The organism is Amycolatopsis roodepoortensis (genome assembly GCF_024628825.1).
Classification (GTDB): domain Bacteria; phylum Actinomycetota; class Actinomycetes; order Mycobacteriales; family Pseudonocardiaceae; genus Amycolatopsis; species Amycolatopsis roodepoortensis.
The window spans coordinates 8,195,165-8,222,041 of record NZ_CP102415.1 but is presented as its reverse complement, the minus strand read 5'-3'; the positions used below and the strand labels follow the sequence as shown (position 1 = coordinate 8,222,041).

The 26,877-nt window shown below is 72.5% G+C and carries 10 protein-coding genes; 8 read left to right on the top strand and 2 right to left on the bottom strand.

Annotated elements, in window-relative coordinates; translation table 11 throughout:
- Window positions 1-83 precede the first annotated feature (83 nt).
- The 7 genes from NQK81_RS39490 to NQK81_RS39460 all read left to right on the top strand — a co-directional run bounded on the left by NQK81_RS39490 (window position 84) and on the right by NQK81_RS39460 (window position 19,579).
- Entirely contained in the window at window positions 84-8,030 is a 7,947-nt protein-coding gene (locus tag NQK81_RS39490) for a non-ribosomal peptide synthetase (protein ID WP_257485539.1), read from the top strand.
- Window positions 8,027-14,944 carry a non-ribosomal peptide synthetase/MFS transporter gene (locus tag NQK81_RS39485; RefSeq protein WP_257485538.1) on the top strand — a complete coding sequence of 2,306 codons (6,918 nt, stop codon included), beginning with the start codon at window positions 8,027-8,029 and terminating at the stop codon, window positions 14,942-14,944. Before NQK81_RS39490 ends, NQK81_RS39485 begins: the two co-directional genes overlap by 4 nt.
- A gap of 5 nt (window positions 14,945-14,949) precedes the next feature.
- On the top strand, window positions 14,950-15,888 hold the full coding sequence (locus tag NQK81_RS39480) for a threonine ammonia-lyase (RefSeq protein ID WP_257485537.1): 939 nt from the start codon (window positions 14,950-14,952) through the stop codon (window positions 15,886-15,888).
- Window positions 15,875-16,879: a 2,3-diaminopropionate biosynthesis protein SbnA gene (sbnA, locus tag NQK81_RS39475; protein WP_257485536.1), complete on the top strand. Its 1,005-nt coding sequence runs from the start codon at window positions 15,875-15,877 to the stop codon at window positions 16,877-16,879. Before NQK81_RS39480 ends, sbnA begins: the two co-directional genes overlap by 14 nt.
- A gap of 9 nt (window positions 16,880-16,888) precedes the next feature.
- The gene (locus tag NQK81_RS39470; RefSeq protein ID WP_257485535.1) at window positions 16,889-17,812 is read left to right on the top strand and encodes an ornithine carbamoyltransferase; all 924 of its coding nucleotides are present in this window, start codon (window positions 16,889-16,891) and stop codon (window positions 17,810-17,812) included.
- The gene (locus NQK81_RS39465) at window positions 17,809-18,855 is read left to right on the top strand and encodes an ornithine cyclodeaminase (protein ID WP_257485534.1); all 1,047 of its coding nucleotides are present in this window, start codon (window positions 17,809-17,811) and stop codon (window positions 18,853-18,855) included. The genes NQK81_RS39470 and NQK81_RS39465 overlap by 4 nt, the downstream gene beginning before the upstream one ends.
- Before the next feature lie 202 nt (window positions 18,856-19,057).
- Entirely contained in the window at window positions 19,058-19,579 is a 522-nt protein-coding gene (locus tag NQK81_RS39460; protein ID WP_257485533.1) for a hypothetical protein, read from the top strand.
- A gap of 326 nt (window positions 19,580-19,905) precedes the next feature.
- Here the strand turns inward: NQK81_RS39460 and NQK81_RS39455 are convergent, their stop codons facing one another.
- On the bottom strand, window positions 19,906-22,389 hold the full coding sequence (locus NQK81_RS39455; protein WP_257485532.1) for a tetratricopeptide repeat protein: 2,484 nt from the start codon (window positions 22,387-22,389) through the stop codon (window positions 19,906-19,908).
- 172 nt (window positions 22,390-22,561) lie between these two features.
- Here NQK81_RS39455 and NQK81_RS39450 point away from each other — a divergent pair, with 172 nt between their 5' ends.
- Complete coding sequence (locus NQK81_RS39450) at window positions 22,562-25,096, top strand: tetratricopeptide repeat protein (protein WP_257485531.1); 2,535 nt, start codon at window positions 22,562-22,564, stop codon at window positions 25,094-25,096.
- Between the two features lie 45 nt (window positions 25,097-25,141).
- Here NQK81_RS39450 and NQK81_RS39445 read toward each other — a convergent pair whose 3' ends face one another.
- On the bottom strand, window positions 25,142-26,440 hold the full coding sequence (locus NQK81_RS39445; protein ID WP_257485530.1) for a phytase: 1,299 nt from the start codon (window positions 26,438-26,440) through the stop codon (window positions 25,142-25,144).
- Window positions 26,441-26,877 lie beyond the last annotated feature (437 nt).

Genomic DNA, 26,877 nt, shown 5'->3' with positions numbered 1-26,877 from the left:
GGAGTTCCTGGTCCCGGCGTCGTCCCGCAAGTTCAATCTGCCGAGGTCCGGAATTCCGGACGGGCATGAGGGGATTCAGCGGGTTGCGGGCAGATCTGGGTGCGTTCGACCGGGTACACGAGGCGTTCGAGGAGCAGGCGCGGAAGACGCCCCACCGCTGTGCGCTCGTCGCGGGTGAGGAGCGGCTGAGCTACGCCCGGCTGGACGAGGCCGCGAACTCGGTCGCGCACGCCCTGCTCGGCCGCGGGGTGGCACGCGGTGACCTGGTCGGCGTCTGCCTGCGCCGCGGCCGCTGGCTGGTGCCCGCGCTGCTGGGAGTGCTGAAGGCGGGGTGTGCGTACGTCCCGCTGGACCCGTCCGCTCCCCCGGCGCACGGCGCGTCGGTCGTCGCGGACTCCGGGCTGTCGCTGGTGCTGGCGGACGAACCTGATCCGGCCGCGCTCGCGGACGCCGGCGTGCCGGTGCTGGCCGTCGGGGACGCCGTCTCCTCCCCCACGACCTCCCCCGGTGTCCCGGGTTCCGGCACGGATCTCGCGTACGTGATCTACACGTCCGGCTCCACCGGCAGGCCGAAAGGCGTCCAGGTCGAGCACCGCAACGTGCTCGCGCTGCTGGCGTGGGCCGCCGCGACCTACGGCGACGACGAACTGCGTGGCGTGCTCGGCGCCGCGTCGGTCTGTTTCGACGCGTCCGTCGCCGAGGTGTTCCCGCCCCTGGTGACCGGCGGGAGCCTGGTGCTCGCCGAGAACCTGCTCGCGCTGCCTGGGCTCGCCACGCGGGACGAGGTGACGTTCGTGCAGGGCGTGCCGTCCGTACTGGCGGTGCTGGCGCGCACGCCGCTACCGCGTTCGGTGCGGACCGTCGCGATCGCGGGTGAGGCACTGCACCGGTCGCTCGTCGACCGTCTCTACGCCAACCCGGGCGTGCGGCGGATCGTGAACTGCTACGGACCGACCGAAGCGACGGTGAACTGCTCGTGTCACGAAGTAGGCCGGGACGGGCTGGACGACCCGCCGATCGGCACCCCGCTGCCCGGCGCCGCGTTCTCGGTGCGGGACACCACCGGCCGCGCGCTCGGCGACGGCGAGGTCGGTGAGCTGTGGGTCAGCGGGACACTCGTGACCCGCGGGTACCTGGGGCAGCCGGAGCTGACCGCCGAGAAGTTCGTGACCGACTCCCACGGCGTCCGGCACTACCGCACCGGTGACCTGGTCCGGTGCCGCGACGGCGTGCACAATTTCGTCGGCCGCGCCGACGACCAGGTGAAGGTGCGCGGCTTCCGGATCGAACCGGGACAGGTCCAGGCGGCGCTGCTCACCCATCCTGCCGTCGGCAACGCGGTGGTGCTCGCGCCCGCCGACGAGCACGGGGAGCGCAGGCTCGTCGGGTTCGCCGAACCGGCCGGTGACTCGGTGTCCGAGCCGGAACTGTTGCGGTGGCTGCGGTCGCGGCTGCCCGCGCATCTGGTGCCGTCCCGGATCGCCGTGCTCGACGCGATCCCGCTCGGCACGACCGGAAAGGCGGACCGGGCAGCGCTGGCGGCGTGGGTGTTCGACCGTGAGGACACCGCGTACGTCGCCCCACGCACCGAGGCCGAGCGGCTGGTCGCCGGCGTGGTCGCGGCCGCGTTCGGGCTGCCGGGCATCGGCGTGCACGACCGGTTCTCCGAATCAGGCGGGCATTCCCTCGCCGCGGCGCGCGCGGTCGCGCGGCTGCGGGAGGCCACCGGCCGGGTGGTGACGCTGGCGGAATTCCTCTCCGGCGGCACGGTGGAGGCGGTCGCACGGCGGCTCGCGGACGCCCCGGCCGCGGCGCCCTCGGTGGCACTGCGGGAAAACCCGGACCGTGACAGCTACCCGCTGACCGGCACGCAGAGGGATCTGTGGACCCTCGCCCAGCTCGGCTCGACCGGTACCGCGACGACGGTCGCGTGGCGGCTGCGGCTTCATGGCCGGGTGTCGCTGCCCACGCTGCGGGCGGCCGCGGACGGCATCGTGGCGCGGCACGAGGTGTTGCGCGGCACGATCGGTGACCACGACGGCGAACCGGTCATGGTGGTGGGGCCGCCGGCGCCGGTCCCCGTGGACGAGCACGACCTGCGCGGGCTCGCCGACGCGGACCGCCGTGCGAAGGAACTGGCCGAGGCCGCCGCCCGGCACGCGTTCGACCTCACCAAGGACACGCCGCTCCTGCGGATCACCCTGCTGCGCCTCGCCGACGACGTGGCCGACCTGGTCGTCGTGTCCGACCACATCGCCACCGACGGCGCGTCCGTCGGTGTGCTCATGGCGGAACTGGCCGGCGCGCCCGCGGCTTCCTTCGCGCAGGTCGGTGCGGTGGCGTTGCGGGAACGCGCGCTCGCGGAGGTGCCCGGTGAGCGAGACAGGCTGAAGGCGTACTGGTCGGCCGAGCTGGCGGGAGCGACGCCGCCGGACGCCCTGTTCGACCGCGTCGTGCACGGCCGTCGGCGTTTCGCCGGTGAGCGGATCAGCACGCCGTTGCCCGAGTCGCTGGGATCGGCGGTGCGCGCGCTGGCCGAATCGACCGGGGTGACTCCGTTCGCGGTGTACCTGTCCGCGGTGGGGGTGCTGGTCGGCGAGCTGGTGCGGGGCCAGGACGTTCTCCTCGGGATGGCGGCCGCCCAACGGGACCGCGCCGAGCTCGAACACACCATCGGCCCGCTGGTCGACGTCCTGCCGGTCCGGTTGCGGCTCGACGCGGACACTTCGTTCCGCGACCTGCTGCGCGCGGCCATGACCACGTCGGCACACGCCATCGATCACCGCGGCCTGCCCAGCGGTGAACTCACCGGGCTGTGGGGCGGCGACCGGCCCGCCGGGGTCCCGCTCACACCCGTGTCGATCGCGGTGCAGCCCGACGGCGTCCCGTTGTCGGCGCACGGGCCGGACACGCGGCTCGACCTGCTCGGCGAACTGCCGACCGGCGGCAGCCACACCCCGCTGACGGTGTTCGTGAACGCCAACGTCGGCGGCGCCGAACTGATCGTCGAGCACGACCCGTCGTGGCTCGCCCCCGGCCGCGCCCACTGGTTCACCCGTTCCCTGCTGCACCTTCTGCGCTCCGCTGTGTCCACACCGGACACCCCGTTGTCCGCGCTGGTGCCGGCCGCGGACGGGGAAATCGCCGAGCTGACGACCTGGGGAACCGGCCCCGCGCTGCCGGCAGACGGCACGACCGGCGTGCCGGACGCGGTGTGGCGCAACGCATCGCGTGCGCCGGACGCGGTCGCGGTGTCGTCGGAGAGCGGACGGCTGACGTACGCGGAGCTGACCGGCCACGCCGACCGGATCGCGCGTGTGCTCGCCGCGTCCGGGGTGACGGCCGGGGACACGGTCGGGGTTTGCCTGCCACGTGACGAGTTCCTGCCCGCCGCGCTGCTCGCCGTCTGGCGGGCGGGTGCGGGGTATCTGCCTCTCGACACCGAGCAACCCGTCGCGCGGCTGGCCCAGCTCGCGAGTGAGGCGGAGCTGCGCGTCGTGCTCACGCGGGGCGACGCCCAGCCGATGGCGTCGGAGGTCGCCGAAGCGGTACCGGGCCTGCGCGTGGTCGACGCCGACCGAACCGACGGAGAGCCTTTCGAGCCGGTATTGCCGGACGGCGACGCGCTCGCCTACGTGCTGTACACGTCGGGGTCGACCGGGCGGCCCAAGGGCGTCGAGATCAGCCACGCCAACCTGCACGCGTTCGTCCGGTCCCGGATGCTCTCCCCCGGCATGACGCGGGACGACGCGATGCTCGCGCTCGCGCCGCTCGCCTTCGACGTGTCCGCCGAAGAACTGTGGTGGCCGCTCGCCACCGGCGCGCGCTGCGTCGTCGCCGACCGCGACTGCGCCGTCGACGGTCACCAGCTCGCGCGACGGATCGCCGAGAGCGGTGTCACGGTCGTCGACCTGACGCCCACGAGCCTGCGGATGCTGCTCGCCGCGGGCTGGTCAGGCGACCCCGCGCTGCGGCTGCTGCTCGGCGGCGAGGTGCTCGACCCGGAGCTCGCCGCGCGGGTCCTGCCGCTGGTCGGCGAGCTGTGGAACGGGTACGGCCCCACGGAGACCACGGTCGCGGCGACCGCGCACCGGCTCACCGGCCAGGACCGGGACCGGGTCCCGATCGGCTCGCCCACGCCGGGCGCCCGGCTGTACGTGGTGGACGAGGCGGGCAGGCTCGCGCCGCCCGGCGCGATCGGTGAGCTGTGGATCGGTGGCGCCGGTGTGGCGACCGGCTACCGGGCACGGCCCGAGCTGACCTCGTCCGCGTTCGTCGCCGGCCCGGTCCGTCCCGGCGAACGCTGCTACCGCACCGGTGACCTGGTCCGGTGGCGTCCCGACGCGACGCTGGAGTTCCTCGGGCGCGCCGACGACCAGGTGAAGGTGCGCGGCAACCGGTTCGAGCCGGGCGAGATCGAGTCCGTCCTTCGTGGACTGTCCGATGTGGACGACGCGGCGGTGGCGGTCGCCGCGGAAGGCGTGGACGCGCACGTGATCGGCTACCTCACTCCCGCGACCGTCGACGCGGCGGCCGTCGAGCGGCAGCTGCGGAGGCTGTTGCCCGCGTACATGGTGCCAAGCTCGTGGCACACCCTGGACACGCTTCCCTTGCTGCCCAACGGAAAGCTCGACCGTCGGGCGCTCCCGCCGGTGCCCGGCACCCCTCCGGCCGCGGCCGCGCCGCTTTCGGACGCCGAAGCGCTGGTCGCGCGGGTCTGGCGGGAATGCCTCGAACTCGACGGGGAGATCGGGCCGGACAGCGACTTCTTCGCGCTCGGCGGCCGGTCGCTGGCGGCGACCAGGGTGGTCGGCCTCCTGCACACCCGGCTGAGACGCCGGGTCACCGTCCGCACCTTGTTCGACCACCCGGTACTCGCCGACTTCACCGCACGGATCGACAGGGAACCCGCCTTCGACGACCGCCCGCTCGTCGCCCGGGCGGACCCTGCCGCACCCGCGCCGCTCTCGCCGGCGCAGCGCATGCTGTGGTTCGCGGCGAAGCTCGACCCGGACAGCGCCGCCTACAACTCCCCCACCGTGCTGCGGCTCCGGGGCGCGCTGGACGAGCCGCGCCTGTACCGCGCGGTCCACGCGCTCGCCACGCGCCATCACGTGCTGCGCAGCCTCTTCACCGAGATCGACGGGGAGCCGGTCGCGCTCCTCGGGCCCGCCGAAGCCGTACCTATGTCCACTGTGGACATCGAGGAAAGGTCGGCGGACACGGCCGTGGCGGCCGAGATCCGGCGGCCGTTCGCGCTGGACGCCACGCCACCGCTGCGCGTGGTCCTGTTCCGGCTCGCACCGGACCACCACGTGCTGACCCTCACCTGCCACCACATCGCCACCGACGCGGTCTCCCAACGGCTCCTGCTGTCCGAAGTGGACCACTTCTACCGCACGGAACCCGGCGACTGGCCGCCATCACCGGCACTCCAGTACGCCGACCACGCCGCACGGGAACGCAAGCAGGACCGGACCGCGGGTCTCGACTGGTGGGAGCGGCGGCTCGCGGACCTGCCCGCGTTGCGGCTGCCTGCCGACCTGCCCCGCCCCGCCGTCGCCGACTGGACGGCGGACGAGGTCCCGGTCCGGCTGCCCGCGGACGTCACGGGCCGGGTCCGTGCCTTGGCGGGTGAGGCCGGGACCACGCCGTTCACGGTCCTGCTCGCGGCCTGGCAACTGCTGCTCGCGCGGCTGGCCGGGGTACGGGACCTCGCGGTCGCCGTTCCGCACAGCGGCCGCCGCACCGCCGAACTGGCCGGGATGGTCGGCTTCTTCGTGAACACCGTGGCCATCCGCGCCGATTTCGGAGCCCGGTCGGGCCGCGACCTCGTGGCCAGGACACGCGCGGCGGTACTCGACGCGTTCGCGCACGCCGACGTGCCGTTCGACGAGGTCGTGCGGCGGCTCGCGCCGGAGCGGGACCCGGCGAGCACCCCGGTGTGCCAGGTGATGATGAACGTCCTCGACGAGCAGGCGACCGCGGAGCTCGGCGACCTGGCCGTGACGGTGCTGCCGCAACCGGTCGCCACCGCGCTGTACGACCTTAACCTGGACCTCGCCGCCACCGGCGACGGCTACACGGGAAGGCTCGTGTTCCGTGCCGATCTGTTCGACCGCGCCACGATCGAACGGTGGTCCCGCTGGTACGGCACCCTCCTCGACCGGCTCACCGCCGATCCGGCCGCCGAACTGTCCACACTGGACATATCGGACGACGCGGAGCGGGCGGCGCTGCGCCGCTGGGGTACCGGGAACCCGTTGCCCGCCAACCGGACCGTGGTCACCGACGTGCTCGCGCAACCGCCCGGCGCGGTGGCGACGTCGTCACCGGCCGGACGACTGTCCTATGGAGACCTGGCCGACCGGTCGGCACAGGGCGCCCGCGGTCTGCTCGCCGCGGGCGTCACCACCGGCGACGTGGTCGGCGTGTGCCTGCCCCGCGACGAACACCTGCCCGCCGGGCTGCTCGCGGTGTGGCGGGCGGGTGGCGCGTACCTGCCGCTGGATCCAGGCCATCCCACGGACCGGATCGCGGCGCTCGCCGCCGACGCCGGGGTCCGGGTCGTCGCCGCGCGCGGCCACGCGCTGGACGTGGCCCGCGCCGCGTTGCCGCGGCTGACCGTCGTGGACCTCGACGCCCCTGTCACGGACACCCGCACCCTGCGAGAGCCGGGCCAGGACGACCTCGCCTACGTCCTCTACACGTCCGGCTCGACCGGCGAACCGAAGGGCGTCGCGGTCACGCACCGGAACCTCGCCGCGTTGGTCGACGCCTTCCGCGAGGTCACCGACGTGCGGCCGTCCGACACGTGGCTCGCCATCGCGCCGCTCGTGTTCGACACGGCCACCGGCGAGATCTGGACGACGCTGACCGCGGGCGCGCACTGCGCGATCGCCGACCGGGACTGCGCCGTCGACGGGCACGCGCTCGTGCGGCGGCTCGTCTCGACCGGCGCGACCAAGTTCAACCCGACACCGACCACCTTGCGGATGCTCGTCGCCGCCGGGCTCCCCGAACTGCCGGGACTGCACGTGTTCTCCGGCGGCGAGGCCCTCGACGTCGCGCTGGCACGGCAGATCACCGCAAGGGTCGCGAGCCTGCGCAACTGCTACGGACCCACGGAGACCACCATCACCGCGACCACACATCTGGTGACCACCGCCGACCTGGCGGCCGACCGGCCGATACCGATCGGCGGCCCCCTCGGCGGCACCCTGCTCACGGTGATCGACCCGTTCGGCCGGGTCGCGCTGCCCGGCGCGGTCGGCGAGCTGGCCATCGGCGGCGCCGGTGTGACACCGGGCTACCTTGGCCGCCCGGAGCGGACCGCGGCCGCATTCGGCATCGACCCGTTGCACGGAGGGCGTTCCTACCGCACCGGCGACCTCGTCCGCTGGCGCGCCGACGGCGTGCTGGAGTTCCACGGCCGCGCCGACCACCAGGTGAAGATCCGCGGGAACCGGGTGGAACTCGGAGAGGTGGAGCACGTGCTGCGCACGGTCCCCGGAGTGACCGACGCGATGGTCGTGATGCGCGCCGGAGAAGGCGAACCACACCTCGTCGGTTATCTCACCCCATCCACTGTGGACATCGAGACGGTGGCGGCCGTGCTGCGCGGCCGATTGCCCGGCTACGCGGTACCGCACCGGTGGGTCTCACTCGACGCGTTCCCGGTCACCGCGACCGGCAAGGTGGACCGCGCCGCGCTGCCCGCACCCTCGGCACCGGCGGGGCCGGACAGCCCGCCCGCGTCGGCGGTCGAGGAACTCATCGCGATGACCTGGGCCGAGGTGCTCGGCCGGGAGCGGGTCGGCGCGCTGGACGACTTCTTCGGTCTCGGCGGACATTCGCTCGCCGCGACCAAGGTCGTCGGCCGCCTCGCCGAGGCGTTCGGTTTCCCCGTCCCGGTGCGGTGCCTGTTCGACCGGCCGGTGCTGCGGGAATTCGCCACGGAACTGGAACGGATCGCGATGACCGCACTGGCGGACGACGGCGCCGATGTCCCGACCGGGAGCACGGCATGACCGACTCACTCGTCACTCCCGCACAACGACGCCTGCGCGAGCTGCTCGCCGGCCGCGCCACCGCCGCGTTGCAGGGCGGGACACCCGTCGCGAAGGAGCCCGCCATCCCCCGGCTCCCTCGCGACGGGTCACCGGTGCCGCTGTCGTCCGCGCAGGCCAGGTTGTGGTTCCTGGCCCGCTTCGAACCCGGCGGCCACGCCTACAACCTGCCGCTCGTGCTCGAACTGGCGGGACCGGCCGACGAGACCGCGCTCCTCGCCGCGGTCCGGGACGTCGCCGACCGCCACGACGTCCTCCGCGGCGTGTACCGGGAGATCGGCGGCGTGCCGATGCGGTGCGCCGGACCGGCCGTCCCGGTGTCCATTGTGGACGTCGCCGCGGCGGAGCTGGACGCCGAGGTGGCCGCCGAGGCCACCCGGCCGTTCGCGCTCGAGGACGAGCCACCGATGCGGGCGGTGCTGTTCCGCGTCGCCGCCGACCGGCGGGTGCTGGCGCTGACGTTCCACCACATCGCGATGGACGCCCCGTCGGCCGCGGTCGTGCTCGACGATCTCGCCGCCTGTTACGCGGCCCGCCTCGGCGTCCGTGACCTGCCGCCGGAACCGCCGCTCCAGTACGCGGACCTGGTGGCGTGGAACGATTCCAGGCCGGACACCGCCGAGGCCGACCTGGCTTGGTGGCACGAACGGCTCGCCGGGCTCCCACCAGTGCTGGAGCTGCCGACCGACCGGCCTCGCCCGGCCGTCGCCGGGGACGACGGCGCCGAGGTCGAGGTCGAAGTGCCCGCCGCGCTCACCGCGCGGGTGCGGGAGATCGGCCGCGCCACCGGCGTCACCCCGTTCATGGTGTTCCTGGCGTGCTGGCAGACACTGCTCGCCAGGCTGGCCGGGACCACCGACGTGCCGGTGGGGGTGCCGGAGTCCGGCCGCCGCCACCCGGACGCCGAACGGGTCGTCGGCTGCTTCGTCACCACGCTGGTGCTGCGCACCGACCTGGCCGGTGCGGCCACCGGCCGCGAACTGCTCGCCGCCGCCCGGGACACGGTGCTCGACGCGTTCGCCCACCCGGACGTGCCGTTCGAGCGGATCGTCGAACGGGTCGCGCCACGACGCGGGCTCGACGCCTCGCCGATCTTCCAGGTCATGCTCAACGTGCTCGACGAACCGTCGCGGACGCCCGAATTCCCCGGTCTGGCCGCACGGGTCACCGAACCGCCGGTGCGGAGCGTGAAGTTCGACCTGAACCTCGCGCTGTCCCGGTCCGGCGACGGCTATTCGGGTGGGCTGTCCTACCGCACCGACCTGTTCGACCGGGGCACCGCGGACCGGATCGCCCGCTGGTTCGTCACCCTCGTCGACGGGATCACCGCGGACCTCGACCGGCCGGTGGCCGAAGTGCCGATCGAAACCGTCACCGCGCCGGTGCTGGCAGGACCGGAACCGGGGCGGACGGAGCTTCGCCCCGTGCACACGCTGATCGAGGACACCGCCGACCGCTACCCGGACCGGGTCGCCGTGGTCGGCGCGACCGGCTCGCTCACCTACCGGCGGCTCGACGAACGGGCCAACCGGATCGCGCACCGGCTGCGGGCGCTCGGCGTGCGCGCCGACGAGCCGGTCGGGATGCTGCTCGAACAGGGTACGGACGTGGCGTGCGCGGTACTGGGCATCATGAAGTCCGGCGGCGCGTACCTGCCGATGGACACCACCTACCCGCGGGCGCGCGTGGCCACCATCCTCGCCACCGCGGGCACGCGGATCCTGCTCGCCGAACCCGGCCTCGACGTCACCGTTCCCGGCGTCACCGTCCTGACGGTCGACGACGCGGTCGCCGCCCAGCCGGATACCCGCCCGGACGTCCCGGTCGCGGGGACCGACCTGATCCATGTGATCTTCACGTCCGGTTCGACCGGTGCGCCGAAGGGGGTCGCGGTCGAGCACCGCAACGTCGCGCACTACCTGTCGGGCATGCTGCCCCGGCTCGGTGACGTGGCGGGCGCGTCGTTCGCGGTCGTCTCCACCCCGGCGGCCGACTTCGGCCTCACCGGCGTGTACGGCGCGCTGACCACCGGCGGCACCGTCCACCTGGTCGACCGGGACACCGCGATGGATCCGGAATCCTTCGCCGGGTACCTCGCCGAGCACCCGGCCGACGTGCTCAAGTGCGTGCCCAGTCATCTGGAACTCCTTGCCCGGCACGGGGATCTGGCCACCGTGCTGCCGAGGCGGCTGCTGATCCTCGCCGGTGAGGCGTGTCCGTGGCCGCTCGTCGAGCGCGTCGAGGCGGCCCGGCCCGGCCTTCGGGTGCAGAGTCACTACGGGCACACCGAGAGCACGATGATCTCGATGACGTGCGACGTGGCGGCCGTCCCGCCGCACGAGCGCACCGGATACGTACCGCTCGGCACGCCGCTGCCCGGGGTCGTCGGGCATCTCGTCGACGCGCGCGGCGCGGTCGTGCCCGAGGGCATGACCGGCGAACTGGTGATCGGCGGACCGCAGATCACCCGCGGCTATCTGGGCGACGACGCGCAGACCGCGGCCCGGTTCGTGCCCGACCCGCTGGGCACCGGCGTGCGATGCTTCCGCAGCGGCGATCTGCTGCGGGTGCGGGCCGACGGCGCCGTGCAGTTCCTCGGCCGCGCCGACGACCAGGTCAAGGTGCGCGGCCACCGGGTGGAACTGGGCGAGGTCACCGCCGCCCTCCGCGACGTCGACGGGGTGGCCGAGGCCGTGGTGCTGCCGGTCGGCACCGGCCTGGACCGCAGGCTCGCCGCCTGGCTGGTCGGGCCGGGGCTCGACGTGGCGACCGTCCGCCGGACGCTGCGGGAACGCCTGCCCGACTACCTGGTGCCCGCCTCGCTCACGGTCCTGGATCGCTTGCCGCTCAACGCGAACGGCAAGATCGACCGGTCCGCGCTGCCCGACGTCGCCGAGCGGGAGCCCGCCGCGCGGAGGCCGGTGGCGACCCCGGCCGAGCGGCTCGTGGCGCGGGTCTGGGGCGACGTCCTCGGGAACGCCGGCATCTCCGCCGACGACGACTTCTTCGCCGTGGGCGGTCATTCCTTCGCCGCGGTGCGCGTGGCGGGCCGGCTGAGTGAGGCGCTGCGCCGGGACGTCGCCGTGCGCACGGTGTTCGAGCACCCGGTGCTTGCCGACCTCGCCGCCGCACTGGCCGCCGATCCGGGTGACGCGTTCGGTGGCGCGCCCATCCCCGTGCGGCCGGACCCCGAAGCGCCCGCGCCCTTGTCGTCGGCGCAGGCGCGGCTGTGGTTTCTCGAACTGCTCGGCCCGGGGTCGGCCTATCACGCCGATCTCGTGCTGCGGCTGCGCGGGCCGCTGGACGCGGCGGCGATGGTGCTCGCCGTACGGGACGTCGCCGCCCGGCACACCGTCCTGCGCAGCGTCGTCGAGGAGCGGGACGGCACCCCGGTGGCCGTTCCGGTTCCCGCCGACCGCGTGCCCGTGTCCATTGTGGACGTATCCGCGGACCGGGTGGACGCGGCGTGCCGGGCGGAGCTGGCGCGGCCGTTCGCGCTCGACCGGGAGCCGCCGCTGCGGGCCTCGCTGTTCCGGATCGCCGCCGATGAGCACGTCCTCGCGCTCACCGTGCACCACATCGCGACCGACAACTGGTCGCGCGGCGTCATCGGCACGGATCTCGCCGACGCGTACGCCGCGCGGCTCGCGGGATCGGCACCGGACGCGCCCCTGCCCGTCCAGTACGCGGACTACGCCGCCTGGCTGGCCGCCCGCGAGCGCGACGAGGACCTGGACTGGTGGTGCGACCGGCTGGCCGGGCTGCCGCCGCTGCTCGCGTTGCCGACCGACCGGCCCCGCCCGGCGGTGGCCGACTGGTCCGGCGGGCACGTCCGGTTCGCGCTCCCCGCCGCGCTCACCGCACGCGTCCGGCAGGTCGCGGCCGAGGCGGGCGTGACGCCGTTCATGGTGCTGCTGGCCTGCTGGCAAGAACTGCTCGGCCGCCGCGCCGGGACCGACGACGTCGCCGTCGGCGTGCCGGAATCCGGGCGGCACCACCCGGACGCCGAGTCGACGGTGGGCTGTTTCGTGAACACGCTCGTGTTGCGCACGGACCTCGGCGGCGACCCGACCGTGCGGGAGTTGCTCGGCCGGTCCCGCGAGACCGTGCTCGGCGCGTTCGCGCATGCCGAGACACCTCTCGAAAGGATCATCGAGCGGCTGCGGCCGGAGCGGTCGGTGGGCGCGACGCCGATCTTCCAGGTATTGCTGAACGTCCTCGACCAGCCGGCGACGCCGCCCGCCATCCCGGGTGTCGAGGTGACGGCCGTCCGCGACGCGGGCGAGCAGGTGAAGTTCGACCTCAGCATGGTTCTGGTCAACGACGGCGACACCTACCTCGGCGGCCTCGCCTACCGGGCTGACCTGTTCGACGCCGGCACCGCCGAAGAGATCGTCGCGGACTTCCAGGCACTCCTGACCGGTTTGCTGTCCGATGTGGACCAGCCGGTCGCCGCGGTCGGTCCGGCCCGCAGCGGGCCCCGCCCGGTCACCGAGCCCGTTCCCGCGCCGGTGAAGGGTTCCCGTGCACCGGAAACGCCGGCCGAGCAACGCGTCGCCCGGGTATGGGCACAGGTGCTCGGCTTGCCCGAGGTCCGTGCGGACGACGACTTCTTCGCCCTCGGCGGCCATTCGTTCACCGCGGTCCGCGCGGTCCGGCTGATCGACGAGCGGCTCCGGGTCATCGACCTGTTCCTGCACCCGACCGTCCGCGAACTGGCCGCCCATCTCGACGCCGGGCGGGAGACCGACGACGGGCGCCTGCTGCACCGCCTCTCCCCCGCCCGCGCGGGCACACCGGAGCTGACGCTCGTCTGCGTGCCCTACGGCGGCGGCTCGGCCGCGGTGTTCCAGCCGCTGGCCACCGAACTCGCCGCCGCCGCACCGGAAATCGACCTGCTCGCCGTCGAACTGCCCGGCCATGACGTGGCCCGGCCCGACGAGGCGTTCCGCACCGTCGACGAGGTCGTGGACCTGCTGGCCGACGAGATCGGCCGGACCGTCACCGGCCCTGTCGCGGTGTACGGGCACTGCGTCGGCTCCGCGGTGGCCACCGCGCTCGCCGCCCGGCTCGAGTCCGACGGCCGCGTCGTCGCCGGAGTGGTCGTGGCGGGCAGCTTCCCCGCCGCACGCCTGCCGGGCAGGCTGTCGGCCTGGCTGCAGCGCCGGTTCCCGCGCGAACGCTGGGTGGCGGACCGGCTCTACCGGGACACGCTGCGGGCCACCGGCGGACTGCTGGACGACATGGACGAGTCCGCGAGCGCGGCGATGCTGCGGGCGTTGCGGCACGACGCCGGGCAGGCGCAGGCGTGGTTCGGCCGCGCGCTCGACCCGGACGCCGCCGGAAGACCCCGGCTCACGGCCCCGGTCCTGTGCGTGGTCGGGTCGAGCGACCCGGCGACCGAGCTGTACCAGGAGCGATACCGCGAGTGGGGCGTGTTCGCCGATCGCGTCGAACTGGCCGTGCTGCCCAAGGCCGGGCACTACTTCCTGCGCCACCAGGCCGCCGAGGTCGCCGCACTGCTGCGGGACCGGCTGTCCCGCTGGGCCGGCGGCGACCTGCCGCCCGAAGTCCACGACGTCCCGGTCGCCGCGACCGCGACCCGGCGCGGGCTGCGTGCGTTCTACACCGTGGCGGGTGGCCAGGCGGTGTCGATGATCGGCAACGAGCTGAGCGCGTTCGCCCTCGGCGTGTGGGCCTATCAGCTCAGCGGCCGCGTCGTCGACCTCGCGCTGGTCATGTTGCTCGCCCGCGTGCCGAGCATGCTGCTGACCCCGATCGGCGGCGCGCTCGCCGACCGGGTCGACCGCAGGCGGATCATGCTGTGCTGCGACCTGGCGAGCGGCGCGGCGATGGCCGTGCTCGCCGTGCTGTTCGCCTTGGGGCGGCTGGATCTCGTGGCGGTGTGCGCGATCGTCGGGGTCATGTCGGTGGCTTCGGCGTTCCACCGGCCCGCCTACCTGGCGGCGATCGCCCAGCTGGTGCCGAAGCCGTACCTGCCGCAGGCCAACGCGCTCGCCGACATGGGCGCCGGTCTCGGCACCGTGCTCGGGCCCGTCCTCGGCGGTGTCCTCATGGGACTGTCCGGGCTGACCGCGGTCGTCGTGGTCGACGTCGCCACGTTCGCGATCGGGGTGCTCACCCTGGTGCTGGTGCGGTTCCCGAACCGGATGTTCTTCACCCAGACCGAACCGTTCGCGAAGGCGGTCACCGGCGGATGGAGGTTCGTGCTGCGCCGCAAACCGCTGCTGGTGATGATCGGCTACTTCGCGGTGGTCAACTACTTCACCGCCGTGATGTGGGTCGGGCTCACCCCGCTGGTCCTGTCGATCGGCTCGACGGGCGAACTGGGTGTGGTCAGTGCCATCGGCGGGATCGGCGCGGCGGTGGGCGCGCTCGTCGTGATCACCTGGGGCGGCACCGCGCGCCGGGCCACCGGCATGATCGCCTTCGTCATCGGCTCCGGGCTCGGCGTGGCGCTGATGGGCGCGTGGCCTTCGGTGTTCGTGGTCGCGATCGGCCTGTTCGTGCGGCTGGCGTGTATGAGCATCGGCAACGCGCACTGGCTGTCGGTGATCCAGACGAAGGTCGGCCAGCGGCTTCAGGGCCGGGTGCTGGCGATCAACGTCATGCTGGCCACCGCCATGCAACCGCTCGGGTTCCTGACCGCGGGACCGCTCGCCGACCGGCTCGGCGGCTTCGCCACGCTGATGGTGGTCTCCGGCGCCGTGCTGGTGGTGTGGGGTGTGCTCGGCCTGCGGTACCGGCCGCTGCGCGACATCGAGGACCTGTTGCCGGACGCGGCGCCACCGGCGGAGATCGACGCCGACCTCGACCGCGTGCAGGCGGTCGCCGACCGGAACCTGGCGCGGTGACGCCGATGTCCTCCCTCGTCACCCCCGCGGACCTGCGCTCCGCCGCCAAGCGGATCCGGCACTCCGTGCACCGCACGCCCCTGCTCGGCCCGTTCGGCGACCTGTGGCTCAAGCCGGAGCACCTGCAGCGGACCGGTTCGTTCAAGGCACGCGGCGCGCTCAACGCGGTCGCCCGGCTCACCACGGGCCACGTCCTCGCCCAGTCGTCCGGCAACCACGGGCGGGCCGTGGCCTACGCGGCGGCACGGCACGGGCTGCGAGCCACGGTCGTTCTGCCCGCCACGGCGCCCGCGTTGAAGGTGGACGCGGTCCGCGCGCTCGGCGCCCACGTCGTGATCGTGCCGCCCGCGCTGCGCGAGCGGGCCACGGCCGAGCTCGCGGCGCGGACCGGCGCCACCGTCGTCGGTTCCGCCGACTTCGACGTGATCGCCGGGCACGGCACGGTCGGCGCCGAGATCATGGCGGATCTGCCGGACGTCCGCACCGTCCTGGTGCCGGTGTGCAACGGCGGTCTGCTCGCCGGGGTCGCCGCCGCCGTGAAAGCGGTGTCCCCCGGCACCCGGGTCGTCGGCGTCGAGCCGGCACTGGCCGGGGACGCGGCGGAATCGCTGCGGCTGGGCAGGCTGGTGCGGTGGCCGGTGGAGCGGACCTACCGCACGATCGCGGACGGGCTGCGCGCGCCGGTGCTCGGCGAACTCGCCTGGCGGCACATCAAGGTGCTCGTGGACGACATCGTCACCGTCGACGAGGACGGCATCGTCGCCGCGCAGGAGTACCTGTCGGGCCGGTTCGGCGTGCGAGCCGAGCCGAGCGGCGCTGTGGCGACCGCTGCCCATCTGACCGGGCAATGGCGGGGCACGACCGTGGCGATCGTGTCCGGCGGCAATGTCGCGGCCCCGGCTCCGGTGGCGCGGGGAGAGCGGGTGTCCGTTGAGCACGGATGAGTTGAGCGGTGTGCTCGCGACGATCGGCGGCACGCCGCTGGTCGCGCTGGAGCGGATCGTGCCGATCGCGGACGTCCAGGTGTTCGCGAAGATGGAGAAGTTCAATCCGGGCGGCAGTGTCAAGGACCGCACCGCGCTGCACATGCTGCGCGGCAAGATCCAGGCCGGGGAGCTGGTACCGGGACGGTCGGTGGTGGTGGAATCGACGTCCGGCAACCTCGGCGTCGGCCTCGCCCAGCTGTGCGCCTACTTCGGACTCGAACTGATCTGCGTGGTCGACACCCGGACGACCGCGCAATCCGTCGCGCTGTTGAAGGCCTACGGCGCGGCGGTGGAAGTCGTGTCCGCGCCGGACGGCGACCTGCTCGGCGCGCGGATCGCCCGGGTCCGGGAGCTGGTGGCACTGTTGCCGGACGCGTTCTGGCCCAACCAGTACGAGAATCCGCTCAACGCGGCCGCGCACGAACAGACGATGGCCGAGATCGTCACCGCGCTGGACGGCCGGGTCGATTACCTGTTCTGCTCGGTGAGCACCGGCGGCACCCTGCACGGCTGTGCCGACCACATCCGCGACCGCGGCCTGACCACGAAACTGGTCGCGGTCGACGCGGCGGGCAGCGCGATCTTCCACACCCCGACCGAGCACCGGCTCATCCCCGGGCACGGTGCCGGGTGGCGGCCGCCGCTGGTCGGCTCGGCCGATTCCACCGGGGTGATCAGCGAGATCGTCCACGTGACCGACCTGGAATGCGTGCGTGCCTGCCGGTCGCTGGTGGCGCGCGAAGCGATCCTGGCGGGCGGGTCGTCGGGCGCGACCGTGGCCGCGCTCGGCAAGCTGCGCCACCGCATCCCCGCCGGTTCCCGCTGTGTGCTCGTCTTCCCCGACGACGGCAACCGCTACCTCGACACCATCTACTCGGATTCCTGGGTACTCGAGCACTTCGGCGAAGTTCCCGAGGTCACGGCCCGGCCGTTGACCGCCGCCCGGTAAGGAGAAACCTTGCGCCACCTCATTTCCCTCGACGATCTCACCGACGGGGAACTGCGTTCCATCGTCGCGCGGGCGACGACCCTGGCCGCCGACCCGCAGCAAGCGGGTTCGCCGCTGTCCGGCGAGGTCGTCGGGATCTACTTCAGCAAGACCTCCACGCGCACCCGCACGGCGTTCTCGTCGGGCGCGCTGCGGCTCGGCGCGCGCATCGTCTCCTACGGGCCGGGCGATCTCCAGCTCAACACCGGGGAGACCATCGCGGACACGGGCCGGGTGCTGTCCTCCATGCTCGACGCGCTCGTGGTGCGCACCGCCGGCGACCCGGCGGAGCTGCGGGCCATGGCCGACCAGAAGCGGATGTCGGTGGTCAACGCCATGACCGCGGACGAGCATCCCACCCAGGCACTCGCGGATCTCACCACGATGGCCCGCCGGTTCGGGCGCGTCGACGGGCTGCGGGTGCTGTATCTCGGCGAGGGCAACAACTCCGCGGCCGCGCTCGCGTTGGCGCTCACCCGGTTCCCCGGTACCGAACTGCAGCTGCGCACCCCGCCCGGTTACGGCCTCGATCCCGCGGTGCTGGCCCGTGCGCGAGCGCACGCCGCACGACACCGAGCGTCCATTGTGGAGCGTCACGACATGGACGACCTGCCCGTGTCCGACGTCGTGTACACCACGCGATGGGAGACGACGGGGACGACCAAACCGGACCCTGACTGGCGCGAGGTTTTCGCGCCGTTCCAGGTGACGCGGGCGTTGTGGCGGACCAGTCCGGACGCGGTGTTCATGCACGACCTGCCAGCGCACCGCGGCGAGGAGGTCACCGCGGAGGTGCTGGACGGCCGGGACAGCATCGCGTTCACCCAGGCGGAGAACAAGATGCACAGCGCGATGGCGGCACTGGAATGGTGCCGGGGCAAGGATTCGGCATGAGCGAGCAGTGGTACGACCAGGCGGACACGGGGCTGGCGGGCGCGGGCCGGGTGACCGTGCTGTCGCGCGCGGACGTCCGGCGCTGCCTCGCGACGATCGACCCGGTCGAGATCGTGCGGCGGACGCTCGCCCGTCACGACCGTGGCGAGAGCCTGCTCCCCGCGGAGGCGTACCTGCGATGGGAGAACTCGCGGGGTGCCTACACCCGGTCCATCGGCATGCCCGGCGCGGTGGGGCCGCACCACGGTATGAAGATCATCAACGCCAGCGTGTCCAACCCGGCGGCGGGCCTGGAACGCGCCGGCGGGCTGGGCCTGTGCTTCGACGCCGAGACCGCCCGGGTCACGTCGATCATGGAGGCGGGTCTGCTGAGCGCGGTGCGCACCGCGGCGGTGAGCGCGGTCGGTGTCGACGTCACCGGTTTCGGCGGCGCCCGCTCGCTCGCGATCGTGGGGTGCGGAGCGCAGGGGCGGATGCACGCGACGCTGCTGACCCGCCGGTCGCCTTCCCTGCGCGCCGTGTCGCTGCACGATCGCGACCCGGCCGTCGCCCACCGCCTCGCGGACCTGCTCTCCCGCGACGACCTCGAAGTGACCGTGCACGACAAGGCCCGCGACGCGGTCGGCGCCGGCGAGATCGCGGTCTTCACCACCACCGCCGACGAGGGTTACGTGACCCCCGACTGGGCGCGTCCCGGCGCACTGCTGGTCAACGTGTCACTGGGCGATCTGGCGGATGAGACGTTCCTCGACGCCGCGGCCCTGTACGTCGACGACCTCGACCTGGTGGCGGACAATCCCCGCCGCCCCCTCGGCCGCCTGATGCGCGACGGACTGGTCACGCGCCCGTCGGACGGCACGGCGAAACCCATCGACGCCACCTTGGGCGGACTGCTCACCGGCCGGTACCCCAGCCGTGGCACCGCCCGGCCGCACGTCGTGCTCAACCCGTTCGGCATGGGCGTGCTGGACGTGGCGCTCTACGGCGCCATCGCCTCGCAAGCCCGTCACTTGGGCTTCGGATCGCTCATCGATCTCGGCTGATGCCTTGGGTCCGGCGTTTTCGAACAACCTCGATCAAGATCACCGCACAAGATCACTAGGCGGCTCCACGTAATGCCGATAATGTTCGCCGTGGCCAGTTGAATGACTGACGGAAAATCACTCACGCGGGCAAGTCGTGCTCTTCTGGCGCGGAAATAACCCAGAAGGCCTTTCGATCCGAACAACGAGAAAGAGAACACCAGTGAAGAAATGGACGACACGGGTCACGACCGGCCTGCTGGTCGCGGGAATGGCACTCGCCGTGCAGAGCGCGCCGGCGATGGCCGAGGAAGAGGTGGACTCCACCACGACCGAGGTCGCACTGACCGACGTGACCACGGAGGGCATCGACGCTTCCGGCGACTGCGGCGGATGGCGGGGCGGTTTGGCGGGCTACGGCCGCTGGAAGGTGGACAAGGCGGGCTGCGGCTACATCAGCCCGGATTCCAAGAAGAACCCGCAGCACCGCCGCTACACGTGGAAGCTCCCGCCCGGTAGCAACAGCAGGATCTGTGTCCAGGCGGAGGGCCACTACTGGAGCACCAAGAAGAACAAGAGCGTCAAGACCTGGAAGACGGCGGGATGCGGAACCGGCGGCACCGTTGTCGTGCGCTGGTCGGGCCCGCCGAAGAAGGGCGGCGGTTATCTCGGCCTCGCCTCGACCCCCAGGGTGCGGGCGAAGGTCCAGCCGGGCTTCGGTGGCGTCGCGTACAGCTGGAAGTGAGCCTGCTCGCGCCGGCGTGACCGATGGCCACCACGGATCCGGGACACCGCCACTCCCCCTCGATGGCGCCCCGGATCCGTGGTGCACCGGCCACGTCGCGCATCAAGCGAATTGGCGCGGGCCTCTTTGCCAGTCCCGCCGGCGTCATGTCGCGAAAGCCACTTTCGGGACATCACACGTCTCGAAAGTGGCTTTCGCGGCACGCGTTCAGGCCACCTAGGCAGGCCGCCGACGTTGCGAAAGCCACTTTCCCAACCTCCACCGTTGCGAAAGTGGCTTTCGCAACACGCCACATTGCATTACCCCGCTGGAACAGCCCTTGCCGCCTAGCGCAGTCCGATCTCCGTGAGCAGCGCCTGCGCCTTCCGCCCGTGATCGTCGGCCATGCCGGTGTCGCCGGTGACGGCCGCTCCGTGCTCGATCCCTTTGTGCGCCCGCGCTTGTTCGTAGCGGTCACCGAGTTTTTCGGCGACCGCAAGCGCTTCCCGGTGCCGGGCGATCGAACCGGCGGCGTCGCCCAGGTCGCCGAGTGCGATACCGATGCCGTTGAGCGCCTTGATCTCGAACTCCCCCAGGCTGTTCCGACGCGCGAGGTCCAGTGCCTCGGTCAGGTGCGCCAGGGCGTCGTCGTGCTCGCCCAGCCGCGCGAGCAGCGAGCCGATGTGGAGCAACGCCTCGGTCTCCGGGAACGGGTAGCCGAATTCGCGTGCGGTGGCGAGCGCCCGCCGGTAGTGGCCGAGTGCCTCGGCGGAGTGACCCTGCTGCTCGTGCACCGTGCCGAGGTTGCCGTAGGTCAGGCATTCCCCCACCCGGTCCCCCACCTCCAGCATGATCGCCAAGGCCTCGTCGAGGTACGCCTGGGCCTTGTCCCAGTCGCCGACGCGCATCGCGCTGTTCCCGAGGTTGCCCAGCGCGCGGCTCTCGCTGGTGCGGTTGCCGGTCTCCCGGTGCACGAGCAACGCCTGCCGGTAGCAGTCCTCGGCCGCCGCGAAGTCGCTGAGCCGGTCGAACGCGTTGCCGAGATTGTTCAGTGCCCGCGCCCAGCTCGCCCGGTCGCCGCCCGCCTCGTAGCGCGCGAGCGCCTGCTTGAGCCGGTCGATGCTCTCCTGATAGCGATTGGAACGCAGGTAAACCGCGCCGAGGCTCATGTACGCGCTCGCCTGGACCAGCGGGTCGGCGGCGCGGACCGCGACACCGTGCACGATCTCCGCGTCGGCGAAGTGCAGCGCGTTGTACAGGTACCGGTTCAGGATCGGCGACATCGTGGCCGCGTCCTCGCGCCCACCCTGTTCCTCGGTCAGCACGGTGATACCGACCAGGTTGTGCCGCTCGGCGTCCAGCCACGCCGTCGCCGCCGCGACGTCGGCGAAATCCGGCGCCGGAACGTCCGAAGTGGACACAACAGGTCTGCGGTCGCACTCGTGCGGGGCGTAGCGGTCCATGGCTCGGCAGGCGGCGTGCCGGTAGTAGCCGAACAACCGCCCGAGTGCGGCTCGCCGCGCGGAGGCGGCGTCCACGTCCCGTGCCAGTCCCGCCGCGTAGAGGCGGACGACGTCGTGCAGGCCGAACCGGTCCTGGACGCTCCGCTGCACCAGGCTGCCGGCGACCAGTTCACCCAGCAGCACCTCAGCCTTGGGTAGATCCACCCCGGCGAGCGCGGCCGCCGCGCGGGTGTCGACGTCGCGGCCGGGGTGGATCGCGAGGAGCCGCAGCAGTAGCGCGGCCTCGGCGGGCAGGTCCGCATAGGACAGTCCGATGGCGTTCTCCAGCTCGTCCTCGACCCGTAGGCTGTCCCGGCGTTCCGCGAGCCGGGCGGCGTGGTCGCGCAACGTCCAGTCGCGCCGGTTCCGGATCCGGCCCGCCACCACCGTCAACGCGAGCGGCAGATGACCGACCAGCTCGGCGATCCGCGTGGCGGCCTCGATGTCCTCGGCGACCTTCGCTTCGCCGACCAGCCTGCGCAACATGTCGAGCGACTCGGTCCCCGGAAGCGCGTCCAAGTGCACGAGCCGCGCACCGGCCAAGCCGGTCAGGCGCCGTCTGCTGGTGATCAGCACGATGCCGCCCGGCCGGTCCGGCAGCAGCGGGCACACCTGATCGGCGTCCGCCGCGTTGTCCAGCACCACGACCGGCCGCCGGTCCGCGAGCAGCCTGCGATAGGTCGCCTGCCTGCCGTCGGGGCCGAGGCGGTGGATCTCCTTGCCCGGCACCCCGAGCCGCCGGAGGAACTCGTCCAGCACCGCGAGCGGATCGGCGGGCGCGCGGTCGGCGTCGTAGCCACGCAGGTCCGCCCACAACCGGACCTCGGCACCGTCCCGGTGTGCCAGCCGGTGCGCGGCACGGACGGCGAGACTGGTCTTGCCGACGCCCGCCATCCCGTCGATCACCACCACCGGCGAGCGCTCGTCGCCCCCGGTGATCGCGGCCAGCTCGGCCTGCCTGCCGACGAACTCCGTGCTGTCGGCGGGCAGCTCACCCGCCACGGTCACCCACGACGAGTCGGCCGTGAGGCCCGCGATCACCTGACACACCTGACGCCACCGCGCCACCACCGCCTCGTCGGCGGCGAGCGCGCGCACGATGTCCGCGACGAGGTCCACGTCCATCCGCCGCCTGCCCGGCTGCAGGCAGCGGTAGACCGTGTTGAACACCGGCAGGTCGGGGTTGCCCGCCGTCCGCCGCGCCCGGACGACCCGCCGGTGCAGCTCCCGGTAGGACACGCCGTTCCAGCCGCGCAGCGAGTTCAGCCGGGCCGCCAGCTCGTCGAACGAACCGGCGCCCACCGGCTCCGGCGTTCGGTCGGGATCCATGGCCGGAAAGGGTAGTCCGTTCGGCCGATCGGCAAGGTCCGAACAGGACGATCCGCCGGACAGCGAGTTCGTCCATCCGGCCCACCCGGTCGCCGATCTCGACTATGGTCGAGCCGCATTCGGTCCGGGGGTCGCCACCGGGCGGATCGGTTCACGTGTCCAGGGGGTTCCTGTGCCGGAGGAACGGCCGCCGAGTCCGATCGGGGCTCGGTCGTACGACGAGCTTTCCCAGCGGCTGCGGCAGGCGCTGGCCTGGGCGGGATTGACCCACCGGGAACTGCACCGCCGGGTGCGGCGCCTGCGCACGGCCAGGGGCGCGGCCGACCTTCCCGCCTACAACACCGTGTACCGCTGCCTGCTGCCGGGACGCAAGCGACTCGACGTCGAGCTGGTCGTCGACATCGCGGCCGTGCTGCTCGGCATGGACGTCGCGGCGGAATGGCGGCAGGCGCACCGGGTGATCACCGGGCACGCCACCGAGGCGGCCGTGATCAGCGTGGCCGATCACCTGCCCGCCCCGGACGGCGGGTTCGTCGGCAGGCAGGCGCAGCTGCGCCGGATACTGGACGCCGAGCCGGACGCCGCCGGCGTATGGGCGATCTCCGGGATGGCCGGGGTCGGCAAGACCCGGTTCGCCAGCGAGGTCGCGCGGCTGCTGGCCGCGCGGGGCCGGTTCGCCGACGTGCGGCTGGTGGTGAATCTCCGCGGTTTCGACGCGGATCGGCCCGCCGCGGACCCGGCCGCGGTGCTCGAAGGCTTCCTGCGCCGGCTCGGGGCGTCCGGTAGCGAGATCGGCTGCCTCACCCTCGCCGGCCGGAGCGCGCTGTTCCGGCGGCTGCTGGACGGGCGTCGCGCGCTGATCCTGCTGGACAACGCGGCGTCGGTCGACCAGGTGCTGCCGTTGCTGCCCGACCTGCCGACCTGCCTGGTGCTGGTCACCAGCAGGCGCCGCCTCACCGGGCTGGACACGGCCCGGCACGTGGCGCTCGACGTGTTCACGCCGGAGGAGTCGGTCGAGTTGCTCCGCGACGGGATCGGCGACGAACGCGTCGACGCGGAGCGGGGCGAAGCGGCCGACATCATCGAACTGGTCGGCCGGTTGCCGCTGGCCCTCGCGCTGCTGACCCGCCGTCTGGCCGCCTCGGACGAGTGGACGATGGCCGACCACCGCGACCGCCTCGCCGACCTGCGGACCATGCTGAGGCTGGACGACGGGGTCGAAGTCGCGTTGCGCACGTCGTACGACGAGCTGGCCGAAGCCGACCGCGTCCTGCTCGGCTTGCTCGCCATCTATCCGGGACGCGATTTCGACGACCACGCGGCCGCGGCGCTGGCGGGCGTCGAGGTCGGCGTCGTGCGCCGCCAACTCGACGACCTGGTGGCGGCCAACATGATCACCGCCCGCGCGTCCCGGTTCGAACTGCACGACCTGGTCCGGGTGTTCGCCGAGAAACGCGTCCGGGAGAGCGTCCAAGCCCGGATGCGCCGGGCCGCGGCCGGGCGGCTGCTCGACTTCCAGCTCGCCACCGCCCGTGCCGCGCTCGTCACCTGCTATCCCCACGAGGCGGAGCGGTGGGAGGACCTGCCCACCCCCGCGGCACGCGCTCTCGTGTTCGACGGGGCGGACGAGGCGATGGCCTGGCTGGACACCGAGCGGGTCAACCTCGTCGTCGCGTCCGGCTGGGCGCTGAACGAGGGACGCGACGACCACGTGACGCGGCTCGCGTGCGTGATGACCAGCTATTTCGAGGCCCGCGTGCACGTGAGCGACGCGCAGGCCCTGTTCGGCAACGCCGTCCGGGTCGCGTCCGGTGTCACCCGGGGGCACGTCCTGAACGGGCTGGCCATGACCCATTGGCAACGGGGCGACGCCGCCGAAGCGCTCGTCGTCCTGGAAGAAGCGATCAGGGAGTTCTCCGCCGCCGGTGCATCCGATTACGTCGTCAACCTGTCGGGCAACGTCGGCCTGTTGCTGACCGGTCTCGGCGACTATCGCGCCGCGTTGCCCTGTTTCCGGCGGGCCATGGAGTTCGCCGTCGCGCGGAACAACGAGTCGTTCCGGGCACGGCAGTTGTGCAATATCGGCCTCGCCGAAATGCGGCTGGGGAACTATCCCGCCGCCGTCGACAATCTGTCGCAGGCGCTCGCCGTGACCAGGGCGAGCGCGGACCACCTCTGCGAATGCCGGGCGCTCGACGGTCTCGGCACCACGTTCTGGCGAATGGGAAAGGACACCGAGGCAGGGGCCCATTACGAGCAGGCGCTCGCCGTGGCGAGGCAGTCGCACAACCGGGCCGACGAGGGCAAGGTGCTCAACCATCTCGGGGTCCTGCTCGTCGCGGCGGGGCGGTTCGACGAGGCGCTGGCGCATCATCGGCAGGCCATCGAACTGGCAAGGGAAATCGGCGGCAGGGAAGGAATGCTGGCCGCGACCAACGACATGGCCGCGGCCCTGCTCGCCGCCGGGCGGACCGACGACGCCGTGCGTTGCCTGCGGCAGTCGATCGATTCGGCGACCGCGGCGGACAGCCGTTACGAACTGGCCAGAGCCCAAAGTGGACTCGGCGACGCACTGTCCGCCGCCGGTGATCCGGTCGCCGCGCGGAAACACTGGCGGACCGCGCACGCCGCGTTCACCGAGATGGGTGTGCCGGAGGCCGTCGACGTCCACGAACGTCTCGTGTCGGCCGCGACGGTGGCGTCGTAGGGCAGGCCCGTTGGAGCGGCGTTCCCGCCGCCCCAACGGATCCGGTCAGTCGTCGAGGGCGTCGAGCACGCGTCCGAGGTCGACGAACTTGAAGTTCGTGGCGTCCCGGCCCGGCTCCCCCGGCTTGTCGTCACCGTCCTGGACGACGAGCAGGCCGTTCGGGTACCTGCCGCCGAGCGGCTCGTTGAGGACGGCGGCGCCGTCGCTCTCCTCGGTTCCGTCGAGGGTCGCGGACGCGGCGGTCACCCGGAAGCCGCCTTCGTACTCGTTGTCTTCGTCGAGTTCGCGGTCGTAGGCGGCGAAAGTGTCGTCCCCCTGGCTGGAGGCGAGCAGGTAGCCGTCGCCGTCCTTCTGCTTGAGGATGGTGAGACCTTCGACGTCGGCCGACAGGCGCTTGCCACCGTAGCCCGGGTCGGATCCGGGTACGCATTCCTCGGTCGCCTCGTCGTAGGTTCCGGGGATGCCGTACTCGCGGACCTTGTCGATGAGCTTCGGAGTGCCTTCGAGGCCGGCGTCCAGCCGCCAGATTCCGACATCCTCCTGCCCGGCATAGAGAGTGCCGGTCGCGGCATCGACGACCATGCCCTCGACCTGGGGCAGTTCACCCGGCTCACCGCACGGAGTCCACGTCTTGCCGTTCGGCAGCCGGAACTCGGACGGCAACACGAGCGAGCGCACCTCGCGGTAGGAGACCGTGCCTCCGGCGCCCGCGGTCAGCTCCAGCAGGCTGAGCGCGGTGCGTTCCCGCTGGCTGACCACCGCGTACGAACGGCCGCTGGCGGGATCGGTCCAGGTGGCGAGGCCGTAAGCGGTGCGCTGGTCGTTGATCTCCTCCTGCGACGACGAGAAGATCGCCGGCGCGGCGGGATCGGTGACGTCGGTGAGCGGGGCGCCGGGGTTTCCGCCGTCGATACGGTAGATCCGCAGCCGGTCACGGCCGCGATCGCTGGTGACGGCCAGGTCGCTCACCCGGGAGCCGACCTTCACGCGGTGCACGAGGTCGACGTTGTTGAACCGGCCGGGCGCATCGTCCGGTCCGGGCGCTTCGGGCGCCGGAATCGACTGCACTTCGCGGCCGTCGAGGTCATAGACCCGCAGGCCGCCCTCCTTGACCGTGGCGACGACGAGGCTCCGGTCGGGAGCCGCCGGGTTGCGCCAGATCGCCGGGTCGTCGGCGTCCGCGTTGCCGCCTGCTTCGTCGTCGTACACGGCCGGGGTTTCGGTCGTCGGCTTGACGCCGGGCAACACGTCGGCCGCCGAGGCCGAAGGGGGCAAGACCGCGGAGAGCGCCGTGACCAGCACGAGCCCGCCGACGGTGACGCGGGCTCTGGAGGCCTGAGCCATGAAGGTGTTCCTTCCTGGAGCGAATCGGACAGCCCACTATGAAGTCACCGCGTGACAAGTTACCCGAAAGTAACGGCACATCCGGGTGACCAGGACGTGAACACCGCCGTCCCCTTGCTCGGTCGCGAGCGGCGTTTCGGGTTATTCGAGAGGCAAGGCAAACGTGTCGTGTCGCGAGCGGAGACGGGCCTGCGGGACCGATCATGACCCAAACTGTCCACAAGGGACACTCAAGGTTCTTCTGATGCCCGATTTGGGCGCTTTGCGCGGGGTCGTGAGTGACAATGATCGTCCTAACCCTCTTTATCACTCACGACCCCGCACGGAATCGGGCATCGCGACACCAATCGGGCGTTCAATCGGCGCGAAGAGTCCCTTGTGGACATTTGGCGGGCGGTGGGCCGACAGTCTCTCCGGGGCCACGCCATCCCATCTCG

Bases quoted from the DNA above. Each gene is read 5' to 3' on its own strand.
- NQK81_RS39485 (WP_257485538.1), top strand. From the start codon at position 8,027: ATGACCGACTCACTCGTCACTCCCGCACAACGACGCCTGCGCGAGCTG.
- NQK81_RS39480 (WP_257485537.1), top strand. From the start codon at position 14,950: ATGTCCTCCCTCGTCACCCCCGCGGACCTGCGCTCCGCCGCCAAGCGG.
- NQK81_RS39465 (WP_257485534.1), top strand. From the start codon at position 17,809: ATGAGCGAGCAGTGGTACGACCAGGCGGACACGGGGCTGGCGGGCGCG.
- NQK81_RS39455 (WP_257485532.1), bottom strand. From the start codon at position 22,389: ATGGATCCCGACCGAACGCCGGAGCCGGTGGGCGCCGGTTCGTTCGAC.
- NQK81_RS39445 (WP_257485530.1), bottom strand. From the start codon at position 26,440: ATGGCTCAGGCCTCCAGAGCCCGCGTCACCGTCGGCGGGCTCGTGCTG.